The 12,970-nt window shown below is 41.2% G+C and carries 11 protein-coding genes; 9 read left to right on the top strand and 2 right to left on the bottom strand.

All coding sequences use genetic code 11. From position 1 onward, the window contains the following. Positions 1-151 precede the first annotated feature (151 nt). The 4 genes from trxB (at position 152) to ACYCSE_RS17695 (ending at position 3,661) form a co-directional block, all read left to right on the top strand. Positions 152-1,081: a thioredoxin-disulfide reductase gene (trxB, locus tag ACYCSE_RS17680; protein WP_459699095.1), complete on the top strand. Its 930-nt coding sequence runs from the start codon at positions 152-154 to the stop codon at positions 1,079-1,081. A 97-nt stretch (positions 1,082-1,178) separates the two neighbouring features. Further along, positions 1,179-1,667 (top strand): OsmC family protein, encoded by a 489-nt coding sequence (locus tag ACYCSE_RS17685; RefSeq protein ID WP_459699098.1) that lies wholly within the window; start codon positions 1,179-1,181, stop codon positions 1,665-1,667. Between the two features lie 25 nt (positions 1,668-1,692). Next, positions 1,693-2,034: a thioredoxin family protein gene (locus tag ACYCSE_RS17690; protein WP_459699100.1), complete on the top strand. Its 342-nt coding sequence runs from the start codon at positions 1,693-1,695 to the stop codon at positions 2,032-2,034. Between the two features lie 565 nt (positions 2,035-2,599). Beyond that, the gene (locus ACYCSE_RS17695) at positions 2,600-3,661 is read left to right on the top strand and encodes an NADH:flavin oxidoreductase (RefSeq protein WP_322162885.1); all 1,062 of its coding nucleotides are present in this window, start codon (positions 2,600-2,602) and stop codon (positions 3,659-3,661) included. Positions 3,662-4,029: 368 nt separating this feature from the next. On the opposite strand, the gene ACYCSE_RS17700 is transcribed toward ACYCSE_RS17695, so the two are convergent. Then, positions 4,030-4,695, bottom strand: a complete 666-nt coding sequence (locus ACYCSE_RS17700; protein ID WP_250261919.1) for a TetR/AcrR family transcriptional regulator — start codon at positions 4,693-4,695, stop codon at positions 4,030-4,032. 158 nt (positions 4,696-4,853) lie between these two features. Here ACYCSE_RS17700 and ACYCSE_RS17705 point away from each other — a divergent pair, with 158 nt between their 5' ends. After that, the gene (locus ACYCSE_RS17705) at positions 4,854-5,807 is read left to right on the top strand and encodes an aldo/keto reductase (RefSeq protein ID WP_250267906.1); all 954 of its coding nucleotides are present in this window, start codon (positions 4,854-4,856) and stop codon (positions 5,805-5,807) included. 392 nt (positions 5,808-6,199) lie between these two features. On the opposite strand, the gene ACYCSE_RS17710 is transcribed toward ACYCSE_RS17705, so the two are convergent. Beyond that, a complete protein-coding gene (locus ACYCSE_RS17710; protein ID WP_459702541.1) occupies positions 6,200-7,657 on the bottom strand; it encodes an IS110 family transposase in 1,458 nt (485 codons plus the stop codon). Between the two features lie 948 nt (positions 7,658-8,605). Here ACYCSE_RS17710 and ACYCSE_RS17715 point away from each other — a divergent pair. The 4 genes from ACYCSE_RS17715 to ACYCSE_RS17730 all read left to right on the top strand — a co-directional run bounded on the left by ACYCSE_RS17715 (position 8,606) and on the right by ACYCSE_RS17730 (position 12,907). Continuing rightward, positions 8,606-10,252: an RNA polymerase sigma factor gene (locus ACYCSE_RS17715; RefSeq protein ID WP_250261916.1), complete on the top strand. Its 1,647-nt coding sequence runs from the start codon at positions 8,606-8,608 to the stop codon at positions 10,250-10,252. Between the two features lie 667 nt (positions 10,253-10,919). Then, complete coding sequence (locus tag ACYCSE_RS17720) at positions 10,920-11,576, top strand: carboxymuconolactone decarboxylase family protein (protein WP_254349315.1); 657 nt, start codon at positions 10,920-10,922, stop codon at positions 11,574-11,576. A gap of 24 nt (positions 11,577-11,600) precedes the next feature. Then, positions 11,601-12,329, top strand: coding sequence for a DsbA family oxidoreductase (locus ACYCSE_RS17725; protein ID WP_459699104.1), 729 nt, complete (start codon positions 11,601-11,603; stop codon positions 12,327-12,329). 62 nt (positions 12,330-12,391) lie between these two features. Further along, complete coding sequence (locus tag ACYCSE_RS17730; RefSeq protein WP_459699106.1) at positions 12,392-12,907, top strand: OsmC family protein; 516 nt, start codon at positions 12,392-12,394, stop codon at positions 12,905-12,907. Positions 12,908-12,970: the final 63 nt, after the last annotated feature.

The following is a 12,970-nucleotide window of genomic DNA, read 5'->3' on the forward strand; positions in this document are numbered from 1 at the left end:
TATTTCTACAATGTGTGTCTCATTCGTAGTCATTTTCCATCCTTGTATTGACGAGCAGATTTCCTAATGCTATAATTCAATTAATCAATTGAATATTAAAAAAATATGGTTATAAACAACTGTAAAAAATATCGAATTTGGAGGGATGAATATGTATAAATCTGTAATTGTCGGAACTGGTCCAGCAGGACTGACCGCAGCGATCTACCTGGCTCGTGCTAATATGAATCCGCTCGTCATTGAAGGACTTGAACCAGGAGGACAGCTTACAACAACAACTGAAATTGAGAAAAATCCTGGATTTCCAGAAGGCATCATGGGCCCCGAATTAATGGATAATATGCGTAAACAAGCGGAACGCTTCGGGGCTACATTTCTTAATGGTTGGGTAAAGATGGTAGATTTGGAAAAACGGCCGTTTAAACTGGAAGTGGAGGGCAAAGGTGAAATCATTACTGAGACTCTGATCATTTCAACCGGTGCCAGTGCGAAATATTTAGGAATACCAGGCGAAACAGAAAATGTAGGCCGGGGAGTTAGTACTTGTGCCACTTGTGATGGTTTTTTCTTTCGAAATAAGGAACTCATTGTAGTGGGTGGAGGCGATACTGCATTGGAAGAAGCAAACTTTCTAACACGATTCGCTTCCAAAGTTACTGTGGTGCATCGTCGAGAAGAACTGAGAGCCTCAAAAATTATGCAAGATCGCGCTCGTTCAAACCCAAAAATTGAGTGGGCTTTAAGCAGGACCCCACTTGAAGTTGTTGCGGAAGAGCGTGGAGTGACAGGATTGAAAGTCCGGAACCATATCTCAGGCGAAGAGGAAATCCTACATGCACATGGTGTATTTGTAGCCATCGGCCATCATCCGAATACGGACTTTTTAAATGGTCAAATTGAAACGGATAAGAACGGCTACATCGTTACAGTACCCGGCACATCGATGACAAATATTTCAGGTGTGTTTGCTTGTGGAGATGTACAGGATACTCGCTATCGTCAAGCTATTACTGCAGCAGGGACTGGAGCCATGGCGGCCATGGATAGCGAAAAGTTTATCGATTCTTTGGAAAATAATTAAAACGTCGTAACCGAATAGAACGTTTTGAAGTTTCTCGGAATCTAAGGATTTTAGTGACAAGTACAAGTATTGAAAATATGGAAAGGAGCATATTAAAATGCCGAATCAAAAAGTGAATATGAATACGGTTTGGTTCAAAGACGCGAAAGGTTTTGGTCGTATGAAAGGCGACAATTTACAAACCCAAATTGCTATCCCTGTTATGAAAGGCGGAAGTGGAGAAGGTGCTAATCCACAACAACTCCTGATGTCCTCTGCCATTGCTTGTTATGCTCTGACACTAGCGTACATGCTCGATCGCAAGAAAGTACACGTTGTCGGGTTCTTTATGGACACAGAAGGGGACATAGCTAGAGGGGACCAACTGAGCATTACACATCGTCCGCATGTTGTTTTATCCTCGAGTGCATCAAAGGAAGATATCACTGTGGTCGAAGCATTATTCTTACAAGCAGAAGAAAAATGCCACATTGGTCAGCTGCTTGTCAAAGCAGGTGTGCCGGTAGGTACCGAAGGTAAGGTATCGATTGATGCTGGAGATGATCTGACAAGTAACTATATTGAACAACATCAATTGGAATGGTAACTCCATTAAAAAAGGAGATCTTAAAATGAAAAAAATTACCTTTAAATCAGAATTTGATACAGCTATCCGTTCCCCCAAAATTACAGTTGCTGTTTTTAAAGCAGACTGGTGCCCGGACTGCAAATTTATTGATCCATTCATGCCTGAAGTTGAAGAAAAATTTGCGAATGATCTGGATCTCATCGAGGTGGATGTAGATCATGTAGGTACTGTAAGTGAAGAACAAAATATTATGGGTATTCCAAGCTTTGTTGCCTATGTCGACGGTAAAGAGCTTACTCGATATGTCAACAAGCTTCGTAAATCACGCGAAGAGATAGAGGATTTTCTGCAAAGTGCTGTTGAGGTATGTAACAAACGTTTATAAGGGATTTTTCGCTATTTCGTATCAATATAGAAACTACTCGAAGAAGCCACGTTTACCTCAAAAAGCAATTTGGCATAAAGAACGGTACGACACCAACTTAGAAGGCCTCATTAAAGAATATGATCAAACGATCTCTAACTACATGGATAAACGTACAAATGGAAAAGAAACAAGAGGTTGGAGTCAAGAAATATCCTCCTTCTATAACCACATTTATTATCTTGAAGTGAGAAGAATGTTGGAGCAGCAAGGATTTGGTTTCAAGTAATTTCATTGATGGAAGAGTGTTTTCCCAAATTACATGAAAATCAATGTCTTAGGTAAAACAAGCCCTAAGCCGAAGATGGAGCCAATTTGGATATCTGCTTTAATGGAGGAAAGCTGCCCTATTTAACAGGCTTCTGTGGTGGTGCAGCCATAACTTGGTTCTCAGTTCATTTTATAAACGTTAGAATGAGAGTCTTTTTATATGCATTGTTAGGGATTAGATAAGTTGATTTAATTGTTGCTAATATACGAACGTCTACGTTATAAAATGACAATAATAAAACTTGGAGGTTTTTTTGTGAATAATTTTCAATCTGTTGATGCTCTTTTTAAACCATTCGAAATGGGAAATCTCAAACTATCTAATCGTATTATAATGGCACCTATGACTCGAAATTTTTCTCCAAATGGAGTGCCAGGGAGGGATGTCGCTGCGTATTATCGTCGTAGAGCTGAAAATGGTGTTGGACTTATTCTAACAGAGGGTACATTTATCAACCATCCTGATGTTGCATCCGAGGTGCCAGCATGGCAGGAGGACGTACCACACTTATACGGAGAAGAGGCGCTAAATGGATGGTCAGAAGTAGTTAATGGTATCCACGAAGTCGGTGGCAAAATTTTCTCGCAAATATGGCACATGGGTGCACGTGGTAACGTCAATGATTACTCTAAACAAGAAATTTCGGAATTAGTTGAAGCCTTCGTGCAGGCAGCAGTCAATGCTAAAAAAGTTGGGTTTGATGGCATCGAGATTATGGCGGCACATGGATTTTTAATTGATCAATTTTTTTGGAAAAAAACAAACTCGCGTAACGATGAATACGGTGGTGATATTGTCAATCGTACGCGCTTTGCTAGTGAGGTTATCGCAGCTTGCCGAGTTGCTGTTGGACCAGAATTTCCAATTGTGTTGCGAATCTCACAGTGGAAATATGATGCGTATACAGCAAAATTAGTAGAAACTCCAGAACAACTAGAACACTTCTTAACACCATTAGTTGATGCAGGCGTTGACATCTTTCATGCTTCTATTCGTCGTTTTTGGGAACCGGCTTTTGAAGGATCTGACTTGAATCTTTCAGGATGGATAAAAAAACTGACAGGGAAACCAACAATTACAGTTGGATCTGTCGGTCTTGACGCTGATTTTTTGGATTTCTTTGATAACGGAGAAAATGCGAATGGAAAAACAACCCAAATAGAGGGGCTAATCGAGAGATTAGAACGTGGAGAATTCGATTTGATCGCAGTCGGGCGCGCATTATTGGCTGACCCTGACTGGGTAAACAAAATCCGCGATGGACGAACAGAAGAATTACTTCCGTTTACGCGTGAGGCACTAAACACATTATATTAAACGGAGTTTGAAAAATAACGAAGAACCTATATCGATTTGAAATGCACCCACTAGAATACATTAGATAAACCCTGGGTTTAACCAATGTATTCTAAGGGTTCATTTTTTTTATGGCTATTTCCCTCCATATTTTTAAAGGTTGGATTTATATAAAAGATTCATTAAATATCTGGTTATTCATGGTTTTCAAGGTGTCCCACTCTTCGTACAAAAAGTACTTGATGTCAAAAGAAAATAAAGTTCTAGACTGAGAAAATAAAGTATTAGACTGACAATGCTTCATTAAGCTGAACGGGCAGGTTAGTGAAGAACCCCCATTAATTTAATTTGGTGGGCCTCTTATCATTGTGGTATCGCGTTAGTAAATGTTAAAAAAGGTTTTTGGTCACTTTTTGAGTTAAATGTTCTATTTTCGGCATCAACACTTCATCATCAATTGCTGTCAGCTTTTCGGGCTTAAACAACTGAATCCTCTTTAATTGAAAATAATCATATAAAACTTGTTGAACCGTGAATTGATTGGTCATCAGATATTTAACATCGAACATCCCTCTAAGAATTTCATCCTGCTTTATTAATAGCCTGCCGTTAAGTTGATTGAAAATCCCTTTTTGTTTACCTTCCTCAAAGAAAGCCAGTATCTTCTCTTCTCGCTCCTTCATAGCTTCATTAAAGCGATCAAATAAATCCGGGTAACTGGTTTCGAGGTCCTGAAGGATAATATCCGAGAAATAAACGACTAGAGATATGGTTTGTTCAAATATTTGCAAAAAACGAGTACCGAAACTTTGAACCGAATCCAAAGGGTTGTGAGTCAGTTCCTTCATGTATTCAATAAAACCATCTACGATGAACTCGACAATTTCTTCCTTGGTTGAGAAATACTTATATAAAGTCGCTCGGCTTATCTCCATTACTCTAGAAATTTCGTCCATCCGAACGGACTGAAGGCCATTTTTTCGTAAATAAGGAAGCAGCTTATTCATAAGCTTAGCTCGTGTTTCGTTTTTTTTATCTGATATCTGGCTATTCACATACAGCCCCCCTTACTTTTATTATAACCGGAATTTCGCTTTCGGCACAAACATATTTTGCAGATTATACAGAAATGATTAAAAGTGTTTACTTTGTAAATGTCTTTATGCTAAGATGTAACTCGAAGCTAAAACATATAAAAAGCGAGGTAACTAAAATGAAAACGCAAAAGCTCGGTCACAGCGATATCGTCGTTTCTTCTATTGGATTGGGTATGATGGGCATGTCCCCCGGCATATATGGCACCATTGATGATGAGGAGTCCATTAAAACCATTCATCGGGCGCTTGATCTCGGGGTAACTTTGCTTGATACTGCTGATACATATGGCAACGGCCATAATGAGGAGCTATTAGGAAAAGCGTTGAAGGGACGAAGAGAACAGGCAATTGTCGCTACCAAGTTTTCGTATGGTCCAAATTGGGAATTCATCGGAGGACACCCGGACTATGTAAAGAAAGCAATTGATGAAAGCCTTCGACGTCTTGGTCTCGATTATATCGACCTGTATTATCAACATGCGGTAGATCCTAATGTTCCAATTGAGGAGACAGTTGGTGCTATGGCTGACTTAGTTAAAGCAGGTAAAGTACGTTATCTTGGTCTTTCTAATGGCCTAAATGGATCAGTTATTAGTGCATCTACACTTCGTAAAGCGCATCAAGTACACCCTATTTCCGCAGTCCAATCGGAATACTCCATTTGGAGTCGGGAAATTGAAGAAGAAGCTCTACCTACCGTAAAAGAATTAGGAATCACCCTTGTAGCTTACAGTCCTCTAAGCAGAGGCTTTATTACGGGGGAACGTCACATGAATGAGAACTTCCAAGCTGATGATATGCGCAATCTTTTTACACGTTACAAAGGTGAGAACTTCCAAAAGAATATTAACATCGTTGATAAACTAGCGGAAATCGCCAAAGAAAAGAACTGTACGGTACCTCAACTAGCAATAGCATGGACAGTAGAAAGAGGCACATTGCCGATTCCTGGTACGAAACGCCGTAAATATTTGGAGGATAATATCAAGGCACTTGATATTCATCTTACGTCTGATGATTTTGCCCGTATTGATGCTGTTAGTCCAAATGCGTTTGGTGGCCGTTATTAATAGTAGTATCCTGTTGCGGAATAATGCTAAATATAAATCCTAATCACAGCGGATGTTGATGTAGTGCAGATTACGATCGAAGTTTTAAAAGTAAGGGAGTAAGCTAACGGGAAACGTTAGTTGAACGACAACAGCGGCAGTCTAAGACTTTATTTATCAAGTCTTAGACTGCCGCTGCTTTTATTAATGGATCAGACTAAAACTTATTTTTCAAAAGCTGACGATTCTTCAATTCAAAAACCGCGTTAAATCAATGACTCCAGTCTAATGTAGTGTAGCGCTTAGAAAAATGTAAATGAGCCCATCACCGTAATTTGGAAGCTTCTTATTTCCAATTTTACATGCAATGAGCTATTTATGTTCAGTGTAAGGCAGTGTAAGATACTGGTCGTTTATAAGACATCGTCATCTGCTAACTCATCCGCTTGGCGTTCGTAATCTTCTAAATTAGCTGGGATCTTTAATCTTACTTTATCATCGTCAAGGATTACTCCCATTTTGCTCGCGTGTTTGAAAAGATCATACGGTTCATTGTTTTTAAGGCATGAGTATAAAACTTGGGCAATCTTACCGCATACATGCCCTATTGCTTTTCTCTTCGCCATTCCTCGATCAACTAATCGCTTATAGTAAACACGAAAACTATTTTCACTTATTTTTGGAGATATTAGTAGCAAAGTCATTAAGAATAGAACTCTGCGAGTATCTCTAACACCCTCGTATGTCTGCCTACTCTTAAAAACGGATGTGCCCGAGACTTTATTCTCTGCGGCTACTCCAAGGTACTTTTTAAGCTCTAAATATGTTGAGAAGCGTTCAATATCACCAATTGCGCCGATAAATGTACACGCCATAGATTCACTCATAATAGGGAAGGACATAAGTATCTTTGTATAAGGATGTGGTTGATATCCTTTTTCTTTATCGCCATAAAGCAGGGAAGTGATCTGTTTATCCATGCTTTTTATCGCTTCGTCTATGCGCAAAGCTTCTTCAATTAGCCACGTTTGCCGTTCAGCTAAGTGTGGAATGTTCAAGGCCAATGTGTTGGGTAACAGTTCTGCCAAGGTCGTAGAGGCTTTCGTAGCAATAGTTTTTGCACCAATAGTTATTAGAGTTTGCCTAAGTTCATCCTGAGTTACCTTGGCCATTTCTTGAGCTGTAGGATACTTCAAAGCCAATTTGAGGACACTTAGCGCACCTGTTTTTTTAAAAGCTTGTTTAAGTTCAGGATTGGTTACAGAAAATAATTGCTGGATTTGATTCTTACGTCTTGTTAATTGAGTAGTAAGTAACCAGCGATCCCTAGTTAATGTGCGGTACAAAACCTGCTCTGCACTTGCAGGACGAACTATTCGCACCGAACGCATATCGGGATGAAGGGTTTTGTGCCATCCCATATAGGCCATGATTCTAGCATCAATTTCATCGGACTTTTCATTAAGTCCTAGCTGGCGTTCACGAAAATCCTTTACAGCTTTATTTTCAACCTGAAATATAGAATAGCCTCGATCTAACAGCACTCGAACAACCAAATATGAATAATGTCCGCCAGTTGGCTCCAGCAATACAAAGAAATCCTGAGGTTTATAACCGAATTGAGCTTGAATATCTTCTAAGGCATTGATAAACTTTGTAATTCCTTGACTATCCGAGTTAAACTTCATCGTTTTACTGCGTTTCCATTCCTTCTCACTGCGGAACTTTTCAAATGGAATGCAAGCAGCAACATGGAAATCCGAGCCGATATCTACTCCAACATAGAAGGCGTAAAAAGCTCTAGAGTTGTCTTGGCCTTTATTAATGGTTGAATTCTTAAGCATAAAATTATTCAACTTATGATCACCTATTTGCATTCAATTAGCACCAGACTAACCAAGTTTTCTTAAGAGCTCCAAAACGGGCCCAATGTAGCATGTCAGGTTTCAGAGTCAGTGCATTACCCAAAATAAACTTAGAGGTCGAGTATTCGCCTCAACACTTTAAAGGGCTTTCTGTTATGTTCTTTCGACAGATGGAAACATTTTCCTTCTTTCTTCTGTTAAGTTCTTTGTTTACATAAAAAAAACTTGTCACATCGACAAGTTGATAATTTATCATTTTGTGCAGCGCCAAGAACATGGAGCGCCTCAGTTCTGTTAAAGAAGTCCAGGAGGGGATACCTGCTGGCTCCAAACCTTTTTTGGGGCGGTTGTTTTCCTGAGAGGTCACTGCACAATATATATATACGACTTCTTACCGCCAAATCCTCTACGGATGTACCAGTTACCACAAACACTTTATAGAAGTCTTATAAGCTCCACGTTAGACTCAGGGGTTAACTGGTACAAATGTATTTTAGCAGGTTGCTCAAAAGTGGTAAAAGCCAATTTATTGAACTAACGTTCTCCGTTAGTTTAATGAACCTCTATTATGCATTTGAATAATTAATCGAGACCACTCCTGGTTTACCTACGGAACGAAGGAGTACCCCAAGTACCCGAAGAAGAACTTCGGCTCGTGCTCCTAGTTTGTATCCTCCCTTAGTTGAACGGAAAAAAGTATCTTTATATACTAAAAGTGAGACCTTTACATCTAAAGTAATCTTCAGCTTGTTTAATTCTTTTCCAATATACTCAACAAAAAGTTCATAACGTCTCTTTAACCATTCAAATGACCTACTCATGAAGTTTGTAATTATACATGTATGAAGTGATCCGTTAGGATGCCCAAATTTTTTTGAAATAATCCCAACCTTTATTTCGCCTGGCACACTATATAATTGTCAGGAATTACAGATGCAACTATGGAGGCAAAAAATGGATTCAATTAGTAAAAACGGAAAAGAAGCGGCGGAAGCGATTCGGAGCTATGTCAAACCGATTTTCGGTTTTGCGTTAAACCGGGTCAAGCAGCGGGCCGAGGCGGAGGATCTGGCTCAGGAGATTATGCTGCAGTTGTTGAAATCCTTCTCCGGGGTGCGGGACATTAGAAGCCTTGACGCTTACGTCTGGACGGTTGCCCGATACACTTGGGTGAATTGGTTGAAAAAGCGTGCGCACGCTCCCCAAGCGATCGAAATCAACGGCATGTCCGAACTGTCTGCCGCCCCTTCCCGGGAGCCGCTTGACCGGCTGCTGGTAACCGAAGCTTACCGCGAGTTGCGCCGAGAAGTCGCGTTCCTGTCCGACATCCATCGCCGGATCGTGGTCATGCATTACTACGACGAGCTTAAAATCGGCGATATCGCGGTTGCTCTGAACATTCCTGTCAACACGGTGAAGTGGCATTTGAGCGAGGCAAAAAAGAAGTTACGGAAAGGGATGAAACGTATGCGTGCAACAGGAACTTTAAGTGTCAATCCGGTCAGCATGGGGGAAATGGGCCATTCCGGTTCGGCCGGCAGACTGGGCGAAACCAACGATTTTCTTGGACGCGCCTTGGCGCAAAATATCGTTTACGCGGCTTATCACAAGGCGCGTACCGTACATCAAATCGCGGAGGAGCTCGGAATGCCGCCGTCTTTGCTGGAAGGCGAAGTCCGGCACCTGGCCGATTACAATTTTCTCATCCAAACCTCTCCCGGCAAATATCAAAGCAATACCATCGTCTGGGACCTCTTCGAGTTGGCCGTAGCCGGTCATCAATTCTGGCAAGATTGCGCCGCCGAAGTGGCCGATGTTCATTTTGACGCGTTAATGGAAGTTCGCCGGCAAGTCGAGGATAGCGGAGTGTACGTTCCGGACGGCGACTATAACTTCCTGCTCTGGACCTTGCTGCCCAAGAACGTCGAGGAGCAATCTTGGCGGAGCATGCCGGCGGGCGAAAACTTCGATGCGGTCGCACCAATGCGAAAGGACGGAGGTCAGTATATTGCCTATGCGGCGTTAAACCGGAGCCGCAATGCCGATCCGGGTTTTGATTTGAGTAGTTACGTCACCTTCGGTCCGTCGCTCCGCTACGTCGAAGACACTCCCTTATACTTGTGGCAATTCAATACTTACTGGAGTGACCGCCAGATGGATTGGCGTTTCCTGGAATACCGGAATGTCGAGATTTGTCATGCGTTCCAACAAGGGGAACTGCCCGACAACGAAGAGAACAGCGAGCAATATTCGTTCCTGCTGGAGAAGGGGTACATCCGCAAGACGGATGAAGGGTACAAGTTCAATGCGGTTTGGATCGACTCTCCGCAAACGTTGGATCGGTTGAACAAGGCAATGCCGGATTTGTCCGCTCTGTATGCGCCTGCTGTCGGCAAGCTCTACGACAAAATGCTCAAGCTGTTCCTGCAAAATCAGCCGAAGCATTTGGAGCCACAGCTTGCTTACATGGTGAGAGGCAACACCGGCGGAGGCCGGCTTGTCGCTTATATTTTGAAGCATTTGGTCGATAACGGGAAGTTGAAACCGCCGTTGCCGCACCAGCAGAAGACGATCTCAACCTGGATGGGGCCGGTCAAATAAGTCAGTTCGGAAATGTATATGAAGAAAGGCCGTTCCCGAGCGGTGGCCATTTTTACACAAAACTCTGTCTGTCCAACGAAGTGATTAGGATATCGCTATTGCACCACGGCCCCCTCCTGAACGTATGGAAATGATTAAAAACTACCCATGACGCATGTCCGTCATGGGTAGTTTTTGATCGCCATCGTATCTGCCGGATTTCTCCTTACCTTACTATTTTTAATCTTCTTGTCCGCAACCAACCGTGAGAGGCCAGATGCTCCACTACTCAGCAGATCTAATCAGCAAAACTGCCCTTTCAAAAAAAGGACGCTCCCGCGCCTTCGTTTGGGCTACGTCCTCCTCATTATATTCCATTTCCAATTACTAATTAAAGAACGTACGCGGATAGCATGTAGTGCTTAAACAGGGGACTTATCTTAACCTAAGCACTAAGAAAATACTTTATTTTCACCGAACACTTGACTTAAATGCCTATGTATTCTATAATTCAATTAATCAATTGAATAATGTCTTATTGTTTTCGATTAAAAGAAGGCATTTAAAGAGAGAAACTTTTTGATTCAATCGTAGGATCTATGAAAAACGTAAGTAAGGAAAAAATTCTGAGCGTAATGAATTAAAGCTCAGAGTACACTAAAATTTCTAATGAATAGAGGGGTTTTCTATGAGTCATCAAGACAGTTTATTTAAAAAATCGAATTTTAAACGTATTGGAGAATTTAACTCGGTTTCTCCAGAGATTTTCAAGGCGTTTGTAGCCTTTGAAAAGTTAGCATTGGCTGAAGGGAAACTTACAGCAAAATACAAGGAACTAATTGCAATTGCTATAGCCCACACCACGGGATGCCCTTATTGTATTGAGGTTCATGTAAAACAAGCTAAGAAACATGGTGTATCAAAAGAGGAAATGGCAGAAGCTATAATGGTTGCCACCGCGCTCAAAGCCGGTTCGGCGATGGCTCATGGCGTTAATGCTTTAAATGCGTATGATGGTACCGATGACGACGAGTTATACCGTGCATCTTATATTAATAGACTACGGGAGTTTACCCAATTAAGTGATTCGTTCAAATCCTTTGCTTCTTTTGATCAGCAAGCGTTAAAAGCCAGCATACTCAGTACCAAGGAAAAAGAATTGATTGCGGTTGCGGTTGCCCATACCACTGGGTGTCCATATTGCATTGATATTCATACGAAAGCAGCCAAAAAAGCCGGAGCAACCAAAGAAGAACTGGCTGAGTCGATTATGGTAGCTACTGCTTTAAAAGCTGGTTCCGCTCTTGCTCATGGAGTAAATGCACTGGTTGCATTTGACGAATAACTAAAACTGAGAAGGGGTAGAAACATGAAAATTGAAATCTGGTCTGACATTGCATGTCCATTCTGCTATATTGGTAAACAAAATCTGGAGCGAGCCTTAGATGGATTACCGCATAAAGATGAAATAAGTATTGAATACAAAAGCTTTGAGCTTGATCCGGGAGCTTCTTCGTATGATGGAACAAGTTTTGTAGAAAAATTAACCCCTAAATTTGGAGGAAGAGAACAAGCAAAAGAATTTCTTAGCCACTTAACTCAACAAGCCAAGAACGTGGGGTTATCCTTTCAATTAGATAGTCTTAAACCCACCAATACACTGGATGCTCATCGTTTATTAAAATGGGCAAAAACGAATGGCAAAGAAACAACGTTGAATGAAAAATTACTTATTGCACATTTCACTGAATCAAGGGATGTAGGAGATTATGATACACTGGCCGATATTGCAGAAGCAGTTGGATTAAACAGAAAAGAAGCCCTCGGAGTATTAAAAAATAAGGATCTTTATAAAGATCAAGTACGAAAAGATCAAGATGAAGCTCGTAGAGTTGGGATTAGCGGGGTACCGTTCTTTATATTCAACCAAAAATATGCAGTTTCAGGGGCACAGCCGACAGAATCTTTTTCTCAAGTGTTGGAGAAAGTTTGGGAAGAAGAGCATCCGGTAGCTAAGTTTGAAATTCTTTCTGATGAAACCTCTAGTGAAGGACTATGTACTGATGAAGGGTGTGCGATCCCGCCTAAAAAGTCATAAAGGACAAGCCAGGATCCAATTAAATTGGTCTATGAAAAATATAAAATAGAGGAGTCCTAAATATGAGTAAAATGAACGGTGTAGATGTGAATATGCTCGGAAGCTTGGCAGAAAATTATAAGGAAAATCCCGAGGATGCGATTACAAGTTTTACTTCTACAGTAAAATGGAAAGATGGGTTTTACTCGGAGGCTGAGGTTGGGGACTATAAGCCGGTACCCATTGATGAACCAGAGTGGCTATCCGGAACTGGAAAAGGGCCTAATCCCGTTGAGCTTTTGTTAAGTGCACTTGGCGCTTGTGTAGGTGTTGGATTCATTGCAACAGCTAGTGGTATGGGAATTAAAGTAAATTCGTTGGGCGTTGATGTTACTGGCGAAATAGATCTGAACGTTTTCTTTGGCTTAAAAGAGGGGAATTCTGGCTTTGATGAAATAAACGTTCGTTTCAATGTGGACAGTGACGCAGATGAAGCGCAGGTTGAAAAGTTGATTGCAAAAGCCATAGAAATATCACCTGTGAGAAACACCATTGAAAGAAACGTTAAAGTGACTTCGGAGTATACACTCCACAGTTAAAACGTAAGCGTCAAACCCAGTACACCTGTAAACCTAACACCAGTTATGAGATCATAGGCATAT

It is taken from the genome of Paenibacillus sp. SEL1 (genome assembly GCF_054602535.1).

Coding starts and splice junctions, on each gene's coding strand:
- ACYCSE_RS17705 (WP_250267906.1), top strand. CDS start 4,854: ATGAAAACGCAAAAGCTCGGTCACAGCGATATCGTCGTTTCTTCTATT.
- ACYCSE_RS17730 (WP_459699106.1), top strand. CDS start 12,392: ATGAGTAAAATGAACGGTGTAGATGTGAATATGCTCGGAAGCTTGGCA.
- ACYCSE_RS17715 (WP_250261916.1), top strand. CDS start 8,606: ATGGATTCAATTAGTAAAAACGGAAAAGAAGCGGCGGAAGCGATTCGG.
- ACYCSE_RS17725 (WP_459699104.1), top strand. CDS start 11,601: ATGAAAATTGAAATCTGGTCTGACATTGCATGTCCATTCTGCTATATT.
- ACYCSE_RS17720 (WP_254349315.1), top strand. CDS start 10,920: ATGAGTCATCAAGACAGTTTATTTAAAAAATCGAATTTTAAACGTATT.
- trxB (WP_459699095.1), top strand. CDS start 152: ATGTATAAATCTGTAATTGTCGGAACTGGTCCAGCAGGACTGACCGCA.
- ACYCSE_RS17690 (WP_459699100.1), top strand. CDS start 1,693: ATGAAAAAAATTACCTTTAAATCAGAATTTGATACAGCTATCCGTTCC.
- ACYCSE_RS17685 (WP_459699098.1), top strand. CDS start 1,179: ATGCCGAATCAAAAAGTGAATATGAATACGGTTTGGTTCAAAGACGCG.